General features: G+C 62.6%; 20 protein-coding genes. 11 read left to right on the top strand and 9 right to left on the bottom strand.

The genetic code is table 11. From position 1 onward, the window contains the following. Nucleotides 1-129: 129 nt before the first annotated feature. The 4 genes from trmB to ACSQ17_RS12570 form a co-directional block, all read right to left on the bottom strand. Nucleotides 130-849, bottom strand: coding sequence for a tRNA (guanosine(46)-N7)-methyltransferase TrmB (trmB, locus tag ACSQ17_RS12585; protein ID WP_436068979.1), 720 nt, complete (start codon nucleotides 847-849; stop codon nucleotides 130-132). 20 nt (nucleotides 850-869) lie between these two features. Further along, on the bottom strand, nucleotides 870-1,664 hold the full coding sequence (locus tag ACSQ17_RS12580; protein ID WP_090250159.1) for a thiazole synthase: 795 nt from the start codon (nucleotides 1,662-1,664) through the stop codon (nucleotides 870-872). A gap of 57 nt (nucleotides 1,665-1,721) precedes the next feature. Beyond that, nucleotides 1,722-1,922, bottom strand: a complete 201-nt coding sequence (gene thiS, locus ACSQ17_RS12575; RefSeq protein ID WP_436068976.1) for a sulfur carrier protein ThiS — start codon at nucleotides 1,920-1,922, stop codon at nucleotides 1,722-1,724. Nucleotides 1,923-2,024: 102 nt separating this feature from the next. After that, nucleotides 2,025-2,411, bottom strand: a complete 387-nt coding sequence (locus ACSQ17_RS12570) for a DUF423 domain-containing protein (RefSeq protein ID WP_436068974.1) — start codon at nucleotides 2,409-2,411, stop codon at nucleotides 2,025-2,027. A 67-nt stretch (nucleotides 2,412-2,478) separates the two neighbouring features. Here ACSQ17_RS12570 and mtgA point away from each other — a divergent pair, with 67 nt between their 5' ends. Further along, complete coding sequence (gene mtgA / locus ACSQ17_RS12565) at nucleotides 2,479-3,210, top strand: monofunctional biosynthetic peptidoglycan transglycosylase (protein WP_436068972.1); 732 nt, start codon at nucleotides 2,479-2,481, stop codon at nucleotides 3,208-3,210. A gap of 236 nt (nucleotides 3,211-3,446) precedes the next feature. Here the strand turns inward: mtgA and rpoH are convergent, their stop codons facing one another. From rpoH to ftsY, 4 genes are all read right to left on the bottom strand, one after another. Continuing rightward, a complete protein-coding gene (gene rpoH, locus ACSQ17_RS12560) occupies nucleotides 3,447-4,301 on the bottom strand; it encodes an RNA polymerase sigma factor RpoH (RefSeq protein ID WP_233683378.1) in 855 nt (284 codons plus the stop codon). A gap of 113 nt (nucleotides 4,302-4,414) precedes the next feature. Continuing rightward, nucleotides 4,415-5,434: a permease-like cell division protein FtsX gene (gene ftsX / locus ACSQ17_RS12555; RefSeq protein ID WP_436068970.1), complete on the bottom strand. Its 1,020-nt coding sequence runs from the start codon at nucleotides 5,432-5,434 to the stop codon at nucleotides 4,415-4,417. Then, nucleotides 5,431-6,102, bottom strand: coding sequence for a cell division ATP-binding protein FtsE (ftsE, locus tag ACSQ17_RS12550; protein WP_233683376.1), 672 nt, complete (start codon nucleotides 6,100-6,102; stop codon nucleotides 5,431-5,433). The genes ftsX and ftsE overlap by 4 nt, the downstream gene beginning before the upstream one ends. 2 nt (nucleotides 6,103-6,104) lie before the next feature. After that, the gene (gene ftsY, locus ACSQ17_RS12545) at nucleotides 6,105-7,535 is read right to left on the bottom strand and encodes a signal recognition particle-docking protein FtsY (RefSeq protein ID WP_436068967.1); all 1,431 of its coding nucleotides are present in this window, start codon (nucleotides 7,533-7,535) and stop codon (nucleotides 6,105-6,107) included. Between the two features lie 203 nt (nucleotides 7,536-7,738). On the opposite strand from ftsY, the gene ACSQ17_RS12540 reads away from it, so the two are divergent. From ACSQ17_RS12540 to ACSQ17_RS12525, 4 genes are all read left to right on the top strand, one after another. Next, nucleotides 7,739-9,094 (top strand): M16 family metallopeptidase, encoded by a 1,356-nt coding sequence (locus ACSQ17_RS12540; RefSeq protein WP_436068965.1) that lies wholly within the window; start codon nucleotides 7,739-7,741, stop codon nucleotides 9,092-9,094. Continuing rightward, complete coding sequence (locus ACSQ17_RS12535; protein ID WP_436068963.1) at nucleotides 9,087-10,568, top strand: M16 family metallopeptidase; 1,482 nt, start codon at nucleotides 9,087-9,089, stop codon at nucleotides 10,566-10,568. The genes ACSQ17_RS12540 and ACSQ17_RS12535 overlap by 8 nt, the downstream gene beginning before the upstream one ends. Beyond that, entirely contained in the window at nucleotides 10,568-11,176 is a 609-nt protein-coding gene (rsmD, locus tag ACSQ17_RS12530; protein WP_436068961.1) for a 16S rRNA (guanine(966)-N(2))-methyltransferase RsmD, read from the top strand. Before ACSQ17_RS12535 ends, rsmD begins: the two co-directional genes overlap by 1 nt. Nucleotides 11,177-11,304: 128 nt before the next feature. After that, nucleotides 11,305-12,300 (top strand): hydrolase, encoded by a 996-nt coding sequence (locus ACSQ17_RS12525; RefSeq protein ID WP_436068959.1) that lies wholly within the window; start codon nucleotides 11,305-11,307, stop codon nucleotides 12,298-12,300. 60 nt (nucleotides 12,301-12,360) lie between these two features. On the opposite strand, the gene ACSQ17_RS12520 is transcribed toward ACSQ17_RS12525, so the two are convergent. Next, complete coding sequence (locus ACSQ17_RS12520) at nucleotides 12,361-13,020, bottom strand: TetR/AcrR family transcriptional regulator (protein WP_436068957.1); 660 nt, start codon at nucleotides 13,018-13,020, stop codon at nucleotides 12,361-12,363. 236 nt (nucleotides 13,021-13,256) lie between these two features. On the opposite strand from ACSQ17_RS12520, the gene ACSQ17_RS12515 reads away from it, so the two are divergent. The 6 genes from ACSQ17_RS12515 to ggt all read left to right on the top strand — a co-directional run bounded on the left by ACSQ17_RS12515 (nucleotide 13,257) and on the right by ggt (nucleotide 19,708). After that, nucleotides 13,257-14,699: a coniferyl aldehyde dehydrogenase gene (locus ACSQ17_RS12515; RefSeq protein ID WP_436068955.1), complete on the top strand. Its 1,443-nt coding sequence runs from the start codon at nucleotides 13,257-13,259 to the stop codon at nucleotides 14,697-14,699. 54 nt (nucleotides 14,700-14,753) lie between these two features. Next, nucleotides 14,754-15,299 (top strand): twin-arginine translocation pathway signal protein, encoded by a 546-nt coding sequence (locus tag ACSQ17_RS12510; RefSeq protein ID WP_436068953.1) that lies wholly within the window; start codon nucleotides 14,754-14,756, stop codon nucleotides 15,297-15,299. Nucleotides 15,300-15,445: 146 nt separating this feature from the next. Then, nucleotides 15,446-17,041, top strand: coding sequence for a GMC family oxidoreductase N-terminal domain-containing protein (locus tag ACSQ17_RS12505; protein ID WP_436068951.1), 1,596 nt, complete (start codon nucleotides 15,446-15,448; stop codon nucleotides 17,039-17,041). Between the two features lie 122 nt (nucleotides 17,042-17,163). Further along, the gene (gene coaD / locus ACSQ17_RS12500) at nucleotides 17,164-17,643 is read left to right on the top strand and encodes a pantetheine-phosphate adenylyltransferase (protein WP_233683366.1); all 480 of its coding nucleotides are present in this window, start codon (nucleotides 17,164-17,166) and stop codon (nucleotides 17,641-17,643) included. A gap of 113 nt (nucleotides 17,644-17,756) precedes the next feature. Continuing rightward, nucleotides 17,757-18,008 (top strand): YfhL family 4Fe-4S dicluster ferredoxin, encoded by a 252-nt coding sequence (locus tag ACSQ17_RS12495; protein ID WP_090250215.1) that lies wholly within the window; start codon nucleotides 17,757-17,759, stop codon nucleotides 18,006-18,008. Continuing rightward, the gene (gene ggt, locus ACSQ17_RS12490; protein WP_436068948.1) at nucleotides 18,005-19,708 is read left to right on the top strand and encodes a gamma-glutamyltransferase; all 1,704 of its coding nucleotides are present in this window, start codon (nucleotides 18,005-18,007) and stop codon (nucleotides 19,706-19,708) included. The genes ACSQ17_RS12495 and ggt overlap by 4 nt, the downstream gene beginning before the upstream one ends. The last annotated feature ends 60 nt before the right edge of the window (nucleotides 19,709-19,768 follow it).

The following is a 19,768-nucleotide window of genomic DNA, read 5'->3' as shown; positions in this document are numbered from 1 at the left end:
CTGTGGTAGCCGGGTAAATATGCCGTCTTGGTGAGGAGCCATCCTGGCAGGCGTCGGATTAGTCCGATCTAGTGCAGTCATCCCTGGGCTTATGGTCTTGCTGCGCCGTTACCTCAGCGCGTGGATCAATCAGTCAATGCGCTGGAACTTCAAGTCCCATACGCCATGCCCCAACCGCTCGCCGCGACGCTCGAACTTGGTAGTCGGGCGCTCTGTCGGGCGTGGCACATACTGGCCATCGGCGGCCAGGTTCTGGTAGCCGGGTGCCACGCTCATCACTTCCAGCATGTATTCAGCATAGGGCTGCCAGTCGGTGGCCATGTGCAGCACGCCACCCACCTTGAGCTTCTGCCGCACCAGCTCGGCAAACGCCGGCTGCACGATCCGCCGCTTGTTGTGCTTGGCCTTATGCCAGGGGTCTGGGAAGAATAGCAGTACCCGATCAAGACTGGCGTCGGCCACGCAGTTACGCAGTACGTCCAGGGCATCGCAGCTGTAGACACGCATATTGCTGAGGTTCTGCGTCATCAGGCCGTTGAGCAGCGCGCCAACACCCGGACGGTGCACTTCTACGCCGATAAAGTCCTGCTCGGGCGAAGCGGCCGCCATTTCCAGTGTGGAATGGCCCATGCCGAAGCCGATCTCGAAGGTACGCGGCGCACTGCGACCGAACACCTGGTCGAAATCGCGCAGGCCATCCTCCAGCTGCAGACCGAACTTCGGCCAGCCCTGATCGAGGCCGCGCTGCTGACCTTCAGTCATGCGCCCGGCACGCATCACGAAACTCTTGATCGCGCGATGCTTGGAGGTGTCTTCAGCCGGCTCAGGCTGTTGTGGCAAATCAGTCATGCTGTGCTCTTAAAGTGCTTTTACTTAATCAGGCCATCCAGCGGCGACGAGGCGCTGGCATAAAGTTTCTTCGGCATACGCCCGGCCAGGTAGGCCATGCGCCCGGCGATGATCGCGTGCTTCATCGCCTCGCCCATCAGGATCGGGTTCTGCGCATGGGCAATCGCGCTGTTCATCAACACCGCCTCACAGCCCAGCTCCATGGCAATCGTGGCATCGGACGCGGTGCCGACACCGGCATCGACCAATACCGGAACGGTAGCCTCTTCGAGGATGATGCGCAGGTTGTACGGGTTGCAGATGCCCAGCCCGGTGCCGATCAGCCCAGCCAGCGGCATCACCGCGATGCAGCCCATGGCCGCCAGTTCACGGGCGATGATCGGGTCATCGCTGGTGTAAACCATCACGTCGAAGCCGTCCTTGACCAGTACTTCGGCGGCCTTGAGGGTTTCGATCACGTTGGGGAACAGGGTTTTCTGGTCGGCCAGCACTTCCAGCTTGACCAGCTTGTGGCCGTCGAGCAGCTCGCGAGCCAGACGGCAGGTACGCACCGCCTCAACGGCGTCGTAGCAACCGGCGGTGTTCGGCAGGATGGTGTATTTGTCCGGCGAGATCACATCCAGCAGGTTCGGCTCGCCTGGGTTCTGCCCGATATTGGTCCGGCGCACCGCCACGGTGACGATCTCGGCACCCGAGGCCTCGATGGCCAGGCGGGTTTCCTCGAGGTCCTTGTACTTGCCGGTACCGACCAGCAGGCGCGACTGATAGGTGCGGCCGGCCAGGGTAAAGGGCTTGTCGCTGGGCGCATGGCTCATGGGGAATCCTCGTGAAGGTGGGCGGCTGTCTGAACGCGATAAACCGATGAGCGGGAATCAACCACCGCCAATGGCGTGGACCACTTCAACCTGGTCACCCTCGCGCAAGGCGGTGGTGGCGTGCTGGCTGCGCGGCACGATATCCAGATTGAGTTCGACCGCCACGCGGCGTCCGGCCAGATCCAGACGGCCGATCAACCCGGCGACGGTTTCCCCGTCGGGCAATTCGAATGCTTCACCGTTTAACTGAATACGCATGACGGGTCGGTCACAACTGGGAAAAGGGCCGGCATTCTAGCCTGATCAAGGGCGATGACCAAGGCTAAAGGCTGCCGCTCGTCCTGCTTTCTGACTTACGGGTCAGGCGATATTGCGCGTACCCAGTTTCCAGGCCGCTATGCCCAAACACAACCAACCGGCAAGAAACGCCAGGCCGCCAAAGGGCGTGACCATGCCCAGCGCGCTGATACCGGTCAGGGTCAGGGCATACAGGCTGCCGGAGAACAGCAGGATGCCCAGGGCAAACAACGCACCGGCGCAATTGACCAGCGCTACCGGGCGCAACAGGGCCAGCAGGCCAACGCCGAATAGCGCCAGTGCATGAATCAACTGGTAATGGGTGCCCGTCTGGAATACCGCAAGATAAGCCGGCGTCAGCTGGTTCTTCAGGCCGTGTGCGGCAAAGGCACCCAGGGCGACGCCGGTAAAGCCGGCACAGGCGGACAGCAATAACCACAGACGAGCCATGCATCACTCCAGCTATATAAATATGGCTGGCTATAATGGCCGGCAAATTCATCCCGGCCAAGCACGCATGTTTCGATCCATCGCTCGTCGCCTGCTCAAACTCCTGCTCTGGCTGATGCTCGCCTCGGCATTGCTGGTGCTATTGCTGCGCTGGGTACCACCGCCCGGCACGGCGCTGATGGTCGAGCGCAAAGTCGAATCCTGGCTCGACGGCCAGCCGATTGACCTGCAGCGCAGCTGGCGACCCTGGGCGGAGCTGCCGGACGACCTGAAGATGGCGGTGATTGCCGGCGAAGACCAGAAGTTCGCCGAGCACTGGGGCTTCGACGTCACGGCCATCCAGGCCGCTCTGCAGCACAACCAGCAAGGTGGCTCGCTGCGCGGCGCCAGTACCCTTAGCCAGCAAGTGGCGAAGAACCTGTTTCTCTGGTCCGGCCGCAGCTGGCTGCGTAAAGGCATGGAAGTGTGGTTCACCGGGCTAATCGAATTATTGCTACCCAAACAAAGGATTCTTGAGCTGTACCTCAACAGCGTCGAATGGGGTAATGGCGTGTTCGGCGCCGAGGCGGCAGCGCGCCATCATTTCCAGCGCGGCGCGCCGTACCTGAGCCGCCAACAGGCCAGCCTGCTGGCGGCCGTGCTACCCAACCCGCGCGAGTGGAGCGCCAGCCGCCCAAGTGCGCACATCAGCCGCAGAGCCAGCTGGATTCGCCAACAGATATGGCAACTGGGCGGCAGCCATTACCTCAACCGCCTGCAACCCAAGCGGCCCGAGTGGTGGCCAAGCTGGCTGCCATAATTCTTCAGGCATAAAAAAGCCGCACCCGAGTGCTAGCCGTTGGGGAAATCTGTTGAAGGTTTCCCCGAGGGCCAGGTTGCATCAGGGCTAGAAGCAAAAATCCCCAGAGAAAACATTTTCTGCTGGGGATTTCTGTTTTTTGGCTTTCAGATCAAGGTGTTGGAGATCTGCATCAACAGATTAAGCCAACGCCTTGACCCGAGTGCGGCTTTTTTCTGTGACATGCTGCCTGCTGATTACGCGGCGATCGAGCCCTTGAGCTTGTTCATCGCGTTCTTTTCCAGCTGCCGGATGCGCTCGGCCGAGACGTTGTACTTGGCGGCCAGGTCATGCAGCGTGGCTTTCTCTTCCGCCAACCAGCGCTGGTAGAGAATGTCGCGGCTGCGCTCGTCCAGACCTTCCAGTGCTTCATGCAGATTGGCGGTAGAGCTGTCGCTCCAGTCAGAATCTTCCAGTTGACGCGCCGGGTCGTAGCGGTGGTCTTCCAGGTAATGCGCCGGCGACTGGAAGGCACTTTCGTCGTCCGCCTCGGCAGCCGGATCAAAGGCCATGTCGTGGCCAGTCAAACGGCTTTCCATCTCGCGCACTTCACGCGGCTCAACGCCCAGGCTTTCCGCCACGGCATGCACTTCATCGTTGTTCAGCCAAGCCAGACGCTTCTTCTGGCTGCGCAGGTTGAAGAACAGCTTGCGCTGCGCCTTGGTGGTGGCGACTTTGACGATGCGCCAGTTTTTCAGGATGAACTCGTGGATTTCGGCGCGAATCCAGTGCACGGCGAACGAAACCAGGCGCACACCCATTTCCGGGTTGAAACGCTTGACCGCCTTCATCAGGCCGACATTGCCTTCCTGAATCAGGTCAGCCTGGGCCAAACCGTAACCGGAGTAGCTGCGGGCGATATGCACAACGAAACGCAGGTGAGCCAGCACCATCTGACGGGCGGCTTCGAGGTCCTGCTTGTAATAGAGATTTTCAGCCAGTTCACGCTCCTGCTCGGGGGTCAACAGCGGGATGCCGTTTACCGCATGCACGTATGCCTCCAGGTTGGCACCCGGAACCAGAGCATGAACAGGTTGCAAAGAAGTGGACATTTGAATCCTCCGACTTACGAGATCGTGGAGCAGTCTAGCACTGCCCCATGGGACTTTATACCGCGGTACAAGTTCCCTTACACATAGTCAATATCAACCAAAACAATAACTTACTACCTAGGGGCCAGCTCGCTCAAGTGCCTTGCCACAGCCAGCCAGGCGCCAATATAGCCCAACAGCACGGCGCCGAGCAGTAGCGACAGACCATCAGCCATCGGCACGCCATCCAGGGCGAAGTCGCTGCCGTACAAACCGGCCAGACGCACCACGGCGTCGTTTAGCCAGTCCAGGCCAAAGGCCAGCAGCAACCAGGCGAATACGCCTGCGCCAATCCCGTACAACGCGCCCATATAAAGGAAGGGACGGCGCACATAGCTATCGGTACCGCCGACCAGCTTGATCACTTCGATCTCGGTGCGGCGGTTCTCGATATGCAGACGAATGGTGTTACCGATCACCAGCAGCAGCGCCATCACCAACAGCAGGGTCAGGCCGAAGACAAAGCGCTCGCCGAGCTTGAGCATGGCACTCAGACGCTCGACCCAGAGCAGATCGAGCTGCGCCTGCTGCACCCGTGGCAGTTCGGCCAGGCGCAGGCGCAAGGCTTCCAGGGCGACCTTGTCGACTTGCTGCGGCGTCACCACTATCACCCCAGGCAGCGGGTTATCCGGCAGTTCCTTGAGCGCTTCACCCAATCCTGACTGTTGCTGGAACTCGGCCAGCGCCTGTTCGCGGCTGATCCACTCAGCTTCTTCGACATCATCCATCGCCGCGATCTGCTCACGCAGCGCCTGACCCTGGGCCTCGCTGGCGTCGATCTGCAAGTACAGGGAAATCTGCGCCGCGCGCTGCCAGGACACGCCCAGACGCTCGACGTTATCCAGCAACAAGGCCAGGCCCATGGGCAGGCTCAGGGCCACAGCCATCACCAGACAGGTAAAGAAGCTGCCGATCGGCTGTTTGCCCAACCGGCGCAGGCTGTCGACCAGACTGGCGCGGTGGTTTTCCAGCCAGGCATGCAGCTGATGGGTAAAGCTTGGGCCGTCATCGCCCGGCGTTGGCGACTCGGATTTCTTCGGTGCCGCGCCAACGCGTTGCGCCGGCTGCGGAGGTGGCATGCGTGTAGCACTCATACTGAAGCCTCCCCATCACCAATCAATCGGCCGCGTTGCAGGGTCAACATGCGGTGGCGCATGCGCGCGATCAGCGCCAGGTCGTGGCTGGCAATCAGTACCGTGGTGCCCAGGCGGTTGATGTCTTCGAACACGCCCATGATTTCCGCGGCCAGGCGCGGGTCGAGGTTACCGGTCGGTTCGTCCGCCAGCAGCAACGCCGGGCGATGCACCACGGCGCGGGCGATGCCGACGCGCTGCTGCTGACCGGTGGACAGATCACCCGGGAACTGCTCGGCCTTGTCGGCCAGGGACACACGCTCCAGGGCAGTACGCACACGGGTGCCGATCTCATCCTTGGACAACCCAAGAATTTGCAACGGCAACGCCACGTTGTCGAACACGCTGCGGTCGAACAGCAGTTGATGGTTCTGGAACACCACGCCAATCTGCCGGCGCAGGAACGGAATCTGCGCATTGGTGATATGCGACAGGTCCTGCCCGGCCAGCAGCAGCTTGCCACTGCTCGGTCGCTCCATCGCCAGCAGCAGCCGCAACAGGGTGCTCTTGCCCGCCCCGGAATGACCGGTGACGAACAGGAACTCGCCACGCCGGACGTGAAAGCTCAGTTCGTGCAGCCCGACGTGGCCGTTGGGGTAGCGCTTACCGACCTGCTCGAATTTGATCATCCCTATTTCTCCGCGAACAGCGCCTGGACAAAGGCTTCGGCCTCAAAGGTGCGCAGGTCATCGATGCCCTCGCCCACCCCGATATAGCGAATCGGCAAGGCGAACTGCTTGGCCAGGGCGAAGATCACCCCGCCCTTGGCGGTGCCGTCCAGCTTGGTCAGCGCCAGGCCGGTGAGGTTGACCGTCTGGTTGAACTGCTTGGCCTGGCTGATGGCGTTCTGCCCGGTGCCGGCGTCCAGCACCAGCAGCACTTCGTGCGGTGCGGTCTCGTCGAGCTTGCCGATTACCCGACGCACCTTTTTCAGCTCTTCCATCAGGTTGTCTTTGGTGTGCAAGCGCCCGGCAGTATCAGCGATCAGCACATCCATGCCGCGTGCCTTGGCGGCCTGCACGGCATCGAAGATCACCGATGCGGAGTCGGCACCGGTGTGCTGGGCAATCACCGATATCTGGTTGCGCTCACCCCACACCTGCAATTGCTCGACAGCCGCGGCGCGGAAGGTATCGCCGGCGGCGAGCATGACTTTCTTGCCGTCCTGCTGGAGTTTCTTCGCCAGCTTGCCGATGGTGGTGGTCTTGCCCGCGCCGTTTACCCCAACCACCAGAATCACATAGGGCTGCTTGCCGCTATCAATTTTCAGCGGTTGCTCGACCGGCTTGAGCAGCGCGGTCAACTCGTCCTGCAGCGCCTTGTACAGCGCGCCGCTGTCGGCCAGTTCCTTGCGTGCCACGCGCTTGGTCAGATTGCCGATAATCGCCGTGGTGGCTTCGACGCCGACGTCGGCGGTCAGCAGGCGGGTTTCCAAGTCTTCGAGCAGGTCATCGTCGATGGCTTTCTTGCCCAGAAACAGGCTGGCCATGCCTTCGCCCAGGCTGGCGCTGGTTTTCGACAGACCTTGCTTGAGACGCTCCAGGAAGCCCGAGCGGTTTTCCTCGGCGCTTTTGGCCGGTGTAGCGGCTGGTTGCACAGCGGCGGGTTCAGCCACAGGCGGTGCGCTAACCGGCTCAGCGGGCACGGGCACGTCAATATGCGCATGCAGCACTTCACTGCCGGCATTGATGCGGAACCGCGACGGGCGGGGCAGCGGATTGGCTTCACTGACCTCAACCTGCGCGGGAGCAGAAGCGGAGGCCGGCTCAACGGGCGCGAGCGGAACAGGCTGTGGCGCAGCAACGGCTTCGGCGGCAACGACCGGTGCTACGACGGGCGCAGCAACTTCTTCGCTTACCGGCGTCACGGGCTCAGCGGCGGACTCAGTGACAGTCGGTACAACCGGCTGCTCGCCAACCGGCGTCGGTTGAGGTTCAGGATTGGCCGACGCTTGCGGCTTCTTGCGCAGCCAGCCGAACAGGTCTTTCTTCTCGGCTGGCTTCTCGGTAGAGGCTGGCACAGAGGGGATGGAGGGCTTCTTGTCGTCGTTGGAACCAAACATGGAGGACGGCTATCTCAAAGGTGCGACGCGCAGGCCACAGGGTCTGAAGGCATTACCCACGCGCATTAAAAGCTGAAGAGTGCACGCGGAAACAATCAGAAGCCTTAGCAGGCGTGGTCGCCAGTAAAACGGATGCGTATCCTAGCACCTCCGCGCCCGCCGACGCTAAGACCAAGCGGGCCCGTCCGACAGGTCGATAACCCATGCATATGATTGCCCAACGCACTGCAGCCCTGCTGCTCGGTGTGCTCTGCACACCCCTGCTGGCCTTCGCCGCAGAAACCCAGCCGACCCACGAATTCAGCCTGGACAATGGCCTCAAGGTCATCGTGCGCGAAGACCATCGCGCGCCGGTGGTGGTCTCCCAGCTTTGGTACAAGGTCGGTTCCAGCTACGAGACGCCCGGCCAGACCGGCCTGTCCCACGCCCTCGAGCACATGATGTTCAAGGGCAGCCGCAAACTCGGCCCCGGCGAAGCCTCGCGCATCCTGCGTGAACTGGGCGCCGAGGAAAACGCCTTCACCAGCGACGATTACACCGCCTACTACCAGGTGCTGGCCCGCGACCGTCTGGCCGTCGCCCTGGAGCTGGAAGCCGACCGTCTGGCCAGCCTCAAGCTGCCGGCCGATGAGTTCGCCAAGGAAATCGAGGTGATCAAGGAAGAGCGCCGCCTGCGCACCGACGACAAACCGTCGAGCCTGGCCTACGAGCGCTTCAAGGCCATGGCCTACCCCGCCAGCGGTTACCACACGCCGACCATCGGCTGGATGGCCGACCTTGAGCGGATGACCGTCGAGGAGCTGCGCGCCTGGTACGAAGCCTGGTACGCGCCGAACAACGCCACCCTGGTGGTGGTCGGTGACGTCAGCGTCGCCGAGGTGAAGATCCTTGCCGAGCGCTACTTTGGCGCCATCCCCAAGCGCACGGTGCCAACCGCCAAAGCGCCGCGTGAGCTGGCCGCACCGGGCGAGCGCCGTATCACCCTGCACCTGAAAACCCAGCTGCCGAGCCTGATGATGGGCTTTAACGTGCCAGGCCTGGCCACCGCCGAACAGCCGCGCCAGGTGCATGCCCTGCGTCTGGCTGCCGCCCTGCTCGATGGCGGCTACAGCGCCCGCCTGCCGACCCGCCTGGAACGTGGCGAGGAACTGGTATCCGGCGCCTCGGCTTGGTACGACGGGTTCTCCCGTGGCGACAGCCTGTTCATCCTGTCCGCCACACCCAACGTGCAGACCGGCAAGACTCTGCAGCAGGTCGAAGCCGGCCTGTGGCGTGAGCTGGAAGACTTGAAAAACACCCCTCCAAGCGCCGAGGAACTGGCCCGCGTACGTGCGCAAGTGATCGCCGGCCTGGTTTACGAGCGTGACTCGATCACCAGCCAGGCCACCGCCATCGGCCAGCTGGAAACCGTCGGCCTGTCGTGGAAGCTGATCGACCAGGAACTGGCCGAACTGGAGGCCGTGACCCCGGCCGATATCCAGCAAGCCGCCAGTACCTTCTTTACCCGCGACCGCCTGAGCGTCGCCCATGTTCTGCCTGAGGAGAAGCGCAATGAGTGAGCGCAATGGCCTGCGCTACGGCCTGCTCGGCCTGGCGCTACTGATATTGATGGCGCTGCTGGCCCTGGTGATCAACCGCCCGGATAGCAGCCCAACCCCGGCTCCGGCCGCCGAATCGACCAGCATCGAATCCCTGGCAGCCCTCGGCGATCAGCCGCCCAGCCGCCGTGATCTGGATATCCAGACCTGGCAAACCGCCGAAGGCGCCAAGGTGCTGTTCGTCGAAGCCCGCGAGCTGCCGATGTTCGACCTGCAACTGACCTTTGCCGCTGGCAGCAGCCATGACGACGGCACAGCCGGCCTGGCCATGCTGACCAACGCCATGCTCAACGAAGGCGTACCGGGTAAGGATGTCGGTGCGATTGCCGCCGGCTTCGAAAACCTCGGCGCCAATTTCGGCAACGGTGCGTTCCGCGACATGGCCATAGCCAGCCTGCGCAGCCTCAGCGCGGTGGACAAGCGCGAGCCCGCCATGCAGCTGTTCAATCAGGTGCTCGGCCAGCCGACCTTCCCCGAAGACGCCCTGGCGCGGATCAAGAACCAGCTGCTGGCCGGCTTCGAGTACCAGAAGCAGAACCCCGGCAAGCTGGCCAGCCTGGCGCTGTTCGAGCGTTTGTACGGTACGCACCCGTACGCACACCCGAGCGACGGCACAGCGGGGTCGATCCCGGCCATCACCCGTAAGCAATTGCAGGCTTTCCACGCCAAGGCCTACACCGCCAGCAATGCGATCATCGCACTGGTCGGCGACCTCTCGCGCAGCGACGCCGAAGCGCTGGCCAATCAGGTGTCCGCCGCCCTGCCAAAAGGCCCGGCACTGCCGCGTATCGCCCAGCCGGAAGAGCCCAAGCCAGGGCTGCAACACATCGAGTTCCCGTCCAATCAGACTCACCTGATGATCGCCCAACTCGGTATCGACCGCCGCGATCCGGACTACGCCGCGCTCTACCTGGGTAATCAGGTATTCGGCGGCGGTGGCTTCGGCACCCGCCTGATGACCGAAGTGCGCGAGAAGCGCGGCCTGACCTATGGCGTCTACTCCGGTTTCAGCGCCATGCAGGCACGTGGTCCCTTTATGATCAACCTGCAAACCCGTGCCGAACTCAGCGATGGCACCCTGCAACTGGTCAAAAGCATGCTGGCCGACTTTATCGCCAACGGCCCGACGGCCGAGGAGCTGAACAACGCCAAGCGCGAGCTGGCCGGCAGCTTCCCGCTGTCCACTGCGAGCAACGCGGCGATCGTCGGCCAACTCGGCTCCATGGGTTTCTATGACCTGCCGCTAAGCTACCTGGAAGACTTTATGCGCGACGTCGACGCGCTGACGGTCGAACAGGTCAAGACCGCCATGGCCAAACACCTCAATCCCGACGCACTGGTGATTGTGACTGCCGGGCCGACAGTGGCGCAGAAAGAACTGCCACCACCCACCGATACCCCCGCCGAGCAACCCACTGGCGTCCCGGAGCACTGATGAGCAAACGACCCAAATCGCCGCAAGCCGTTCCCGCCCATGGTGGTGATGGCCAACTGCGGATCATTGCTGGGCAGTGGCGCTCGCGTCAGTTCAACTTCCCCATGGCCGCCGGGCTGCGGCCGACGCCGAACCGGGTGCGCGAGACCCTGTTCAACTGGCTCGCGCCCTATGTCGAGGGGGCCAAGGTGCTCGATCTGTTCGCCGGCAGCGGCGCACTGTTTCTCGAAGCACTGTCGCGCGGGGCCGGCAGCGCCCTGGCCCTGGACCTCAATCCAGCGGCCATCGCCAGCCTGCGCAGCCACCTGCAAACGCTGAAATGCGACAACGGCCAACTGCTGCAAACCGACGCCCTGCTCTACCTACAGAGCCCGACAGCGACACCGTTCGACCTGGTATTTCTCGACCCGCCGTTTAACCAGAATCTGCTGCTGCCGGCCTGTACCCTGCTGGAGCAGAACGGCTGGCTGGCGGCCGACGCCTGGGTCTACACCGAAAGCGAAAATTCACCGTCCAGCCTCGGCATGCCCGGCAACTGGCGCTTGCACCGCGAGCAGAAAGCCGGCCAGGTGTACTACGCGCTGTGGCAGCGCACAGCCGTAGCCTGATGGGAACCTTGGGCTTCACGCGGTGAAGCCCAACCTCGGTCAGGTTCTGTTATTCGCCCTACTCATATAGCTTCCGTTTCACCGCCCAGGGCCCTAGCCTGAGCGCTTTCCCCAAGCGATATCATTCCATGACCACGCCCTTCAAACCCGCCTGGTGGCTGCCCGGCCCGCATCTGCAAACCCTATGGAACCCGATGTGCCGCCAACCGGCGAAGCTTGAACGCCAGCGCGAACGGTTGTGGCTGGAGGACGGTGACTTTCTCGATCTGGACTGGCATGGCCCGCATCAAGCCGACGCGCCACTGGTACTGGTGCTGCATGGCCTGACCGGCTCGTCCGACTCGCTGTATGTGCTGGGTTTGCAGCAGCAACTGGCGGCCCAAGGCTGGGCCAGCGTGGCCTTGAACTGGCGCGGCTGCTCCGGCGAGCCGAACCTGCTGGCGCGCGGCTATCACTCAGGGGCCAGTGAGGACCTGGCAGAAACCGTGCGCCACCTGCGTGCGCAGCGGCCGATGGCTCCGCTGTATGCCGTGGGCTATTCGCTGGGCGGCAATGTGCTGCTCAAGTACCTCGGCGAGACGGGCGCAGACAGCCAGTTGCAAGGCGCGGCAGCGGTGTCGGTGCCGTTTCGTCTGGATCAGTGCGCCGACCGCATCGGCATGGGCTTTTCCAGGGTCTACCAGAGCCACTTTATGCGCGAGATGGTGGCCTACGTGAAAGACAAGCAGCGCCTGTTTGCCCACCAAGGCATGGCTGATCGGCTGTCCACCCTGGAGAAACTCGGCCCGCTGGACAACATGCGTACCTTCTGGGATTTCGACGGCCGCATCACCGCGCCACTGCACGGTTACGCCGATGCTGAGGATTACTACCGGCGCGCCTCCAGCCGCTACTTCCTCGGCCGGATCGAGACACCCACACTGATTATCCAGGCCGCCGACGACCCCTTTGTGTTCCCCCACAGCCTGCCCGAAGCCAGCGAACTGTCGCCCAGCATCGACTTCGAACTGCACGCCCACGGCGGCCATGTTGGCTTTGTCGAAGGCTCACTGGGCAAGCCGGGCTATTACCTGGAGCGGCGCATTCCGCAGTGGCTGGCCGAGCAGGCAGCCAAACCGCTCTAGGGTCTGTTGACGTTTCGTCGCGAGCCGTTGCCACGAACGAAACGTCAACAGACCCTAGGCTCAGATCACCTGATCCAGCGGCACATGCAGCTTGGCGTACAGCGCTTCCACCGCTTCGCGTGATTGCGGGGCGGTGTAGCCGCCTTCTAGCGCCAGCACCTGGTAGATGCCACGGCGCAGCATCTCCTGGCTGAGGTCGCCGGGGTTGCCGCGGGTGGTGCAGAGAAAGCGCACCCAGGAGGTCATGACGATCCAGCTGTTGAGGGTCAGCGCCTCGATTTGCGCCGCATCCATCAGCAGGATGCCGGCTTCGACAAAGCCCTGATAGATACTCTGCGCCTGCCTCAGGCACCGCTGGGCGAACAACCGATAGCGCTCGGCCAGTGCCGGGTCGCTGTCGAGCAGGTGCTCCAGGTCACGGTGCAGAAAGCGGTAATGCCACATCGCCGCCAGCAGCGCTTCGAGGTAGAAGGTCTTGTCCTGCACCGTCAGCGCACGCCCTTCGGGGCGGCGCAGAAAGGTATCCACCTGGCTCTCATAGAGGGCAAACAGCTCGGCGATGATCGCCTGCTTGTTGCGGAAGTGGTAGTACAGGTTGCCCGGTGAAATCCCCAGATGCGCGGCGATATGGTTGGTGGTGACACTGCGCTCGCCCTGGGCATTAAACAGCGCCAGGCTTTCCTGAATGATGCGTTCTCGGGTTTTCAGTGGGGCTGACATAACGGCTCGATCTCAACTCAAAAGCCCGGCAAAGGTACACGCAGAAACAGCCGAAGTGTTACCCGCGCGCCAATTGACACGCTGCACCAACTGTTTGATCGGCTGCGTCCGTCGGCTGACCCCGGCATCCTATTTGACAGATTAGAGCAATTGCTCTAAAAATCCAGCACACCTTTCCTGCAGCGGCCTCAGCTCATCTGACGCACTGCACCGCTGGAATGCCGAGGAGCAATAACATGGTCGCCGACGTCGCTTACCTTGAACAAAGCCTGCACAACAGCCAACAGCAGCTCAATCAGTTGCAGCAGAGCTTTGCCCTGCAGCGCCAGGCCTTCAAGGCCAATCCGATGCCCTCGGCCGAGCAGCGCATCCAGTGGCTCAACGCCCTGCGCGACCTGCTCAGCAATGAGCGTGAAGCGCTGGTGCGCGCCATCTCCCAGGATTTCAGCAACCGCAGCGCTGATGAAACCCTGCTCGCCGAGCTGATGCCCAGCCTGCATGGCATCCACTACGCGACCAAACGCATCAAGAAATGGATGAAACCTTCGCGGCGCAGTGTCGGCATGCAGTTCATGCCGGCCTCGGCCAAGGTCATCTATCAGCCGTTGGGCGTGGTTGGGGTGATTGTGCCGTGGAACTACCCACTGTTCCTTGCCATCGGCCCGCTGGTTGGCGCGCTGTCGGCCGGCAACCGGGTGATGATCAAAATGAGTGAGTCGACACCGGCCACCTCGCAACTGGTCAAGGACCTGCTGGCCAAGGTGTTCCCGGAAGACCTGGTCAGCGTGGCGCTCGGCGAGGCGGAAGTCGGCATGGCTTTCTCCAAACTGCCGTTCGATCACCTGCTGTTCACCGGTGCCACCAGCATCGGTAAACACGTGATGCGTGCCGCTGCCGACAACCTGACTCCGGTAACCCTGGAGCTGGGTGGCAAGTCACCGGCTATTGTCAGCGCCGACGTACCGCTGAGCGATGCCGCCGAACGTATCGCCTTCGGCAAGACCATGAACGCCGGCCAGACCTGCGTCGCCCCGGATTACGTGCTGGTGCCGAAAGACCGTGTTGACGGCTTTGTCGAGGCTTACCGCAACGCGGTGCAGGGCTTCTACCCGGCGCTGGCGGACAACCCGGACTACACCGCGATCATCAACGAGCGCCAGCTGCAGCGCCTGAACAGCTACCTGCAAGATGCCGAGAGCAAGGGGGCAACGATTATCCCGCTGTACCCACAGGCTCAGGGTCGACGGATGCCGCATGCCGTGCTGCTCAACGTGAGCGATGAAATGAAGGTGATGCAGGACGAGATCTTCGGCCCACTGCTGCCGATCATCCCCTACAACACGCTGGAAGATGCCTTCACCTTTATCAACGAGCGCGACCGGCCGCTGGCGCTGTACTACTTCGGCTACGACAAGGCCGAGCAGCAGCGCGTGCTGCACGAGACCCACTCCGGCGGCGTGTGCCTCAACGACACCTTGCTGCACGTAGCCCAGGACGACATGCCATTCGGTGGCGTCGGCCCGTCCGGCATGGGTCACTACCATGGCCACGAAGGCTTCCTGACCTTCAGTAAGGCCAAAGGCGTGTTTATCAAACAGCGTTTCAACGCCGCCAAGATGATCTACCCGCCTTACGGCAAAGCCCTGCAAAAGCTGGTGTACAAGCTGTTCGTTCGCTAACCCCACCCTGCCCTGGCTTGCCAGGGCAACGGCCTGATCCGGTGATAACAATAAATGCACAACACCACGTTTGACGCGCCGGCCCTGTCGCGGCGCAGCCTGCTCAAGGTCGGCCTGCTCGGCACCGCGCTGCTCGGTACGGCCGGGCTGACGGCTACCCTCAGCGGCTGTTCGGCCAGTACGCCGAAAGCTGGCTTTGCCGTGATTCGCGAAACCGACCTGGCGTTTCTCCAGGCCCTGATCCCGGTCATGCTCGCCGGTGCCGTTACGCCGGAGCAGATGCCTCAGGCCATCAGCGGCACCATCGCCAGCCTCGATTACAGCCTCAACCATCTGTCGCCGGAGATGCTCAAGCTCACCGTGCAGCTGTTTGACGTGCTGGCCCTGCCGATCACCCGCGGCCCGCTGACCGGCGTCTGGGGTAGCTGGGAAAGCGCGTCGCCGGCCGATGTGCAGACGTTTCTCGAGCGCTGGCAGAACAGCTCGATCAGCCTGCTGAAAATGGGCCACGCCTCACTGCTGCAACTGGTGATGATGAGCTGGTACAGCCGAGCCGAATCGTGGGCGCATTGCGGCTACCCCGGCCCGCCGACCGTCTGATGCCGCGTCGATCACGTAGGGTGTGCTGTGCGCACTACCTGAGTCTATTTTGCTGCGCACAGCGCACCCTACGGGCCTAACCAGCAACCGCAGCGCTACCCATTACCCAGCCGTCAAGCCGGCAAGAACAAGAAAGAGAGCCCGCAATGCCCGTACCCGATATGTTCAAGCAAGGCCTGGCCAACGGCTGGAAAACCTACAACGGCTCACGCCTGGACAGCGACCTGACCCTCGAAGCCGACGTGGCCATCGTCGGCAGCGGTGCTGGCGGTGGCACCACCGCCGAGATCCTCAGCGCCGCCGGCTTCAAGGTGCTGCTGATCGAGGAAGGCCCGCTGAAGACCAGCGACGACTTCAAGATGCTCGAAGACAAGGCCTACGCCAGCCTCTACCAGGAAGGTATCGGCCGCATGAGCAAGGATGGCGCCATCACCATCATGCAAGGCCGCGCCGTGGGCGGTACCACGCTGATCAACTGGACCTCGAGTTTCCGTACCCCCGCGCCAACCCTGGAGCACTGGGCCAAGGAGCATGGCGTCAAAGGCCACAGCCCCGAGGAAATGGCGCCCTGGTTCGAGCAGATGGAGCAGCGCCTCGGTGTCGCGCCCTGGGCCGTACCGCCGAATGCCAACAACGCGGTGATCAGCAGCGGCTGCGAAAAGCTCGGCTATGAGTGGAAAGTCATACCGCGCAACGTACGCGGCTGCTGGAACCTCGGTTACTGCGGCATGGGCTGCCCGACCAATGCCAAGCAGTCGATGTTGGTCACCACCATCCCGGCGGCCCTGGATAAAGGCGGCGAGCTGCTCTACCTAGCCCGCGCCGAACGCCTGTTAATCGACGGCGACAAGGTTACGGGCATCGAATGCCTGGCGATGGATGAACGCAGTGTTGCGCCCACTGGCCGCAAAATCACGGTCAAAGCCAAGCATTACGTTCTCTCTGGCGGCGGAATCAACACCCCTGGGCTGCTGCTGCGCTCGAATGCGCCAGACCCGCATCAGCGCACCGGCAAACGCACTTACCTGCACCTGGTGAACTTCTCAGCGGCCCTGTTCGAGCAGGTGATCAACCCGTTCTACGGCGCACCGCAGTCAATCTACTCCGACCATTTCCAGTGGGACGACGGCACCGCTGGGCGCCTCTCCTACAAGCTCGAGGTGCCGCCGCTGCAACCGGCGCTGACTGCCACCCTGCTCGGCCGCTTTGGCATCGACAATGCCATGCGCATGGAACAGCTACCCAACACCAACGTGATGCTTGCCCTGCTGCGCGACGGCTTCCACCCGGAAAGTGCCGAAGGCCGTGTGGAGCTGCGCGGTGACGGCAGCCCGGTACTCGATTACCAGATGACCGACTACACCTGGGACGGCGTGCGTCGTGCCTTCCACACCATGGCCGAGATCCAGTTCGCCGCCGGGGCCAAGGCGGTGCTGCCGCTGCATGCCGACGCCGGTTACGTGAAAACCCTGGCTGAAGCCAAGAGCCTGATCGATAACCTCAGCCTGGAGCTGTACCGCACCCGCCTGGGCAGCGCCCACGTGATGGGCGGCTGCGCCATGGGTGAAGACCCGCAGCTGGCCGTTACCGACAGCCTGGGTCGCCACCATCAGCTGAGCAATGTGTCGATCCATGACGGCTCGCTGTTCCCCACCAGTATCGGCGCCAACCCGCAGCTGTCGATCTATGGCCTGATCGCCAAACTCGCGAGCAAACTCGCCGAGCGCCTCAAGGCCGCCTGATAGCGCACTATTCACGGGCCCTTAGTGGCCCGTGAATAACGCGGATCGGTGGTGCCTGACTTGGCCACGGGGAAACGCTGCGCTACCATCCGACTCCCCAACGGACCCGCCAGGACGTCACGATGAATCGAGTGTTATACCCAGGCACCTTCGACCCCATCACCAAGGGGCACGGCGACCTGGTCGAGCGTGCCGCACGGCTGTTCGACAGCGTGATCATTGCGGTGGCTGCCAGCCCGAAGAAAAACCCGCTGTTCAGCCTGGAGCAACGCGTCGAGCTGGCCCGCGAAGTCACCAAGCACCTGCCCAACGTGGAAGTGGTGGGTTTCTCCACCCTGCTGGCGCACTTTGCCAAGGAACAGGGCGCGAACGTATTCCTGCGCGGTCTGCGTGCGGTGTCTGACTTCGAATACGAATTCCAGCTGGCCAATATGAACCGCCAGCTCGCGCCGAACGTGGAAAGCCTGTTCCTCACCCCATCGGAAAAGTATTCGTTTATCTCCTCGACCCTGGTGCGCGAAATCGCCGCACTGGGTGGTGATATCTCCAACTTCGTACACCCGGCCGTCGCCGCCGCGCTGACCGAGCGCTTCAAACGCTGATCCTTTAGCGTCTGGCCGCGTGCATGCGCGGCCTCGATGCGGCACAATTTGCCCTACCGTTTTATGTACACATCTAGGCTGCACCTGCGGGGCGCAGCAGGAGTGGTTCTGTCATGTCACTGATCATCACTGACGACTGCATCAACTGCGACGTCTGCGAACCCGAATGCCCTAATGCTGCGATTTCCCAGGGCGAAGAAATTTACGAAATCGACCCCAACCTGTGCACCGAATGCGTCGGTCACTATGACGAGCCGCAGTGCCAGCAGGTCTGCCCAGTGGATTGCATCCCACTCGACGAGAACAATGTCGAGAGTAAGGATGAACTGATGCAGAAGTACCTGATCATTACCGGTAAAGCATGAAGACCGGCCGCCTGATCCGCGGCCCTCTCCCCTGGCGCACCCTGTTTGCTGCGCTCGCCCTGCTCTGCGCCCTTGAGCTGCAAGCCGCAGCCCAACCCGAACGCATCGCCATTGCCAGCGCACATCCCGCCGCCACCGTGGCCGGCCAGGAAACCCTGGCCCTGGGCGGTAACGCCTTTGATGCCGCCGTGGCCATCAGCGCCGCCCTGGCGGTGGTCGAACCTTACGGCTCGGGCCTGGGCGGTGGTGGTTTCTTTCTGCTGCGCGAAGCCGGCAACTCACCGACCTACCGTTTTCTCGATGCCCGCGAACGCGCCCCGCAAGCCGCCCATGCCGATCTATACAGGGTCGACGGCGAAATCCGCCAAGAGCTTTCGCTGAATGGTGCCCTGGCCGCGGCTATTCCCGGCCTGCCAGCCGCGCTGGTCGAACTGGCCGAGCGCTTCGGCCGTCTGCCCTTACGCGATTCACTGGCCCCGGCAATCCGCCTGGCCAGCAGCGGCGTGAGTATCGACCGGGTCTACCGCGAGCGTGCCGGCTGGCGTATCGATGCCATGCGCCAGGACGCGGAAACGGCACGAATTTTCCTCGATAACGGCAACGTACCGGATGAATATGGACTGCTGCGCCAGCCAGAACTGGCGCACACCCTCGAACAACTGGGCAATCAGGGTCGTCAGGGTTTCTATGCCGGCAAGGTGGCAGAGCATCTGGTCAGAGCTGTACGCGATGCGGGCGGCATCTGGACCCTGAAGGACATGGCCGACTACCGCGTAGTGGAACGCGCACCATTGCGCGTTCCACTGGAGCAGGGCCGTGAGCTGATCAGCGCACCACCACCATCCGCTGGCGGCATGGCCCTGGCGCAGAGCCTGCTGATGCTGCAGCAATTGCCCTGGCAGCAAGCAAACCGCGTGCAGCGCACCCATCTGATCGTCGAAACCCTGCGGCGCGCCTATCGGGATCGTGGCTTGCTGGGCGATCCCGACTTTGTTCATAACCCCGTGCAGCAGTTGCTCGCCCCGGCATACCTGCAGCAACTGGCCAGCAGCATCGACCCGCAACGCGCGACCCCGAGCAGCAGTCTGCCGCCCAGCAAGACCTGGCAGGAAGGCGATCACACCACCCATTTTTCGGTGCTCGACAGCGAAGGCAATGCGGTGGCGGCCACCCTGTCGATCAACCTGCCGTTCGGTGCAGCCTTTACTGCGCCCGGCACCGGGGTGCTGCTGAACAATGAAATGGATGATTTTGCCGCCGACGTGCAAGGCGCCAATGCCTATGGCCTGAGTGGCAGCCAGGCCAACCGTATCGACGCCGGCAAGCGGCCGCTGTCGAGCATGAGCCCGAGCTTTATCGAAGGCACTGAAGAGTTCACCAGTTTCGGTACGCCGGGCGGCAGCCGAATTCCCAGCATGGTGCTACTGGCGATGCTGGAGTACCTGGATCAGCAGCCAATCGAACACTGGCCAGCCACGCCGCGTTTCCACCACCAGTTTATGCCCGACGTGATTGAGCATGAGCCACAGGCCTTCTCCGCTGCAGAAACCTCAGCGCTGACAGCGCTCGGTCATCAACTGAAATCCACAGGCAGGCAGTATGGTAACCAGCAGGTTCTGCTCTGGAACAAGGTCAATGGCGCAGTCAAGGCTGCCAGCGATCCACGCGGTATCGGTCTGGCAGTTCCCGCAACGCAGTAGCACAGCGCCGGATCAGACTGCCCACTTACCAGCCTTGTTTTTTCGCGACGCTTAAATGCA

Origin of the sequence: Pseudomonas sp. LjRoot71, from assembly GCF_964253255.1 — a bacterium.
Classification (GTDB): Bacteria; Pseudomonadota; Gammaproteobacteria; order Pseudomonadales; family Pseudomonadaceae; genus Aquipseudomonas.
The sequence above is the reverse complement of the archived record's forward strand: the minus strand, read 5'-3'. Positions and strand labels throughout refer to the sequence as shown.

Coding starts and splice junctions, on each gene's coding strand:
- trmB (WP_436068979.1), bottom strand. CDS start 849: ATGACTGATTTGCCACAACAGCCTGAGCCGGCTGAAGACACCTCCAAG.
- ACSQ17_RS12580 (WP_090250159.1), bottom strand. CDS start 1,664: ATGAGCCATGCGCCCAGCGACAAGCCCTTTACCCTGGCCGGCCGCACC.
- thiS (WP_436068976.1), bottom strand. CDS start 1,922: ATGCGTATTCAGTTAAACGGTGAAGCATTCGAATTGCCCGACGGGGAA.
- ACSQ17_RS12570 (WP_436068974.1), bottom strand. CDS start 2,411: ATGGCTCGTCTGTGGTTATTGCTGTCCGCCTGTGCCGGCTTTACCGGC.
- mtgA (WP_436068972.1), top strand. CDS start 2,479: ATGTTTCGATCCATCGCTCGTCGCCTGCTCAAACTCCTGCTCTGGCTG.
- rpoH (WP_233683378.1), bottom strand. CDS start 4,301: ATGTCCACTTCTTTGCAACCTGTTCATGCTCTGGTTCCGGGTGCCAAC.
- ftsX (WP_436068970.1), bottom strand. CDS start 5,434: ATGAGTGCTACACGCATGCCACCTCCGCAGCCGGCGCAACGCGTTGGC.
- ftsE (WP_233683376.1), bottom strand. CDS start 6,102: ATGATCAAATTCGAGCAGGTCGGTAAGCGCTACCCCAACGGCCACGTC.
- ftsY (WP_436068967.1), bottom strand. CDS start 7,535: ATGTTTGGTTCCAACGACGACAAGAAGCCCTCCATCCCCTCTGTGCCA.
- ACSQ17_RS12540 (WP_436068965.1), top strand. CDS start 7,739: ATGCATATGATTGCCCAACGCACTGCAGCCCTGCTGCTCGGTGTGCTC.
- ACSQ17_RS12535 (WP_436068963.1), top strand. CDS start 9,087: ATGAGTGAGCGCAATGGCCTGCGCTACGGCCTGCTCGGCCTGGCGCTA.
- rsmD (WP_436068961.1), top strand. CDS start 10,568: ATGAGCAAACGACCCAAATCGCCGCAAGCCGTTCCCGCCCATGGTGGT.
- ACSQ17_RS12525 (WP_436068959.1), top strand. CDS start 11,305: ATGACCACGCCCTTCAAACCCGCCTGGTGGCTGCCCGGCCCGCATCTG.
- ACSQ17_RS12520 (WP_436068957.1), bottom strand. CDS start 13,020: ATGTCAGCCCCACTGAAAACCCGAGAACGCATCATTCAGGAAAGCCTG.
- ACSQ17_RS12515 (WP_436068955.1), top strand. CDS start 13,257: ATGGTCGCCGACGTCGCTTACCTTGAACAAAGCCTGCACAACAGCCAA.
- ACSQ17_RS12510 (WP_436068953.1), top strand. CDS start 14,754: ATGCACAACACCACGTTTGACGCGCCGGCCCTGTCGCGGCGCAGCCTG.
- ACSQ17_RS12505 (WP_436068951.1), top strand. CDS start 15,446: ATGCCCGTACCCGATATGTTCAAGCAAGGCCTGGCCAACGGCTGGAAA.
- coaD (WP_233683366.1), top strand. CDS start 17,164: ATGAATCGAGTGTTATACCCAGGCACCTTCGACCCCATCACCAAGGGG.
- ACSQ17_RS12495 (WP_090250215.1), top strand. CDS start 17,757: ATGTCACTGATCATCACTGACGACTGCATCAACTGCGACGTCTGCGAA.
- ggt (WP_436068948.1), top strand. CDS start 18,005: ATGAAGACCGGCCGCCTGATCCGCGGCCCTCTCCCCTGGCGCACCCTG.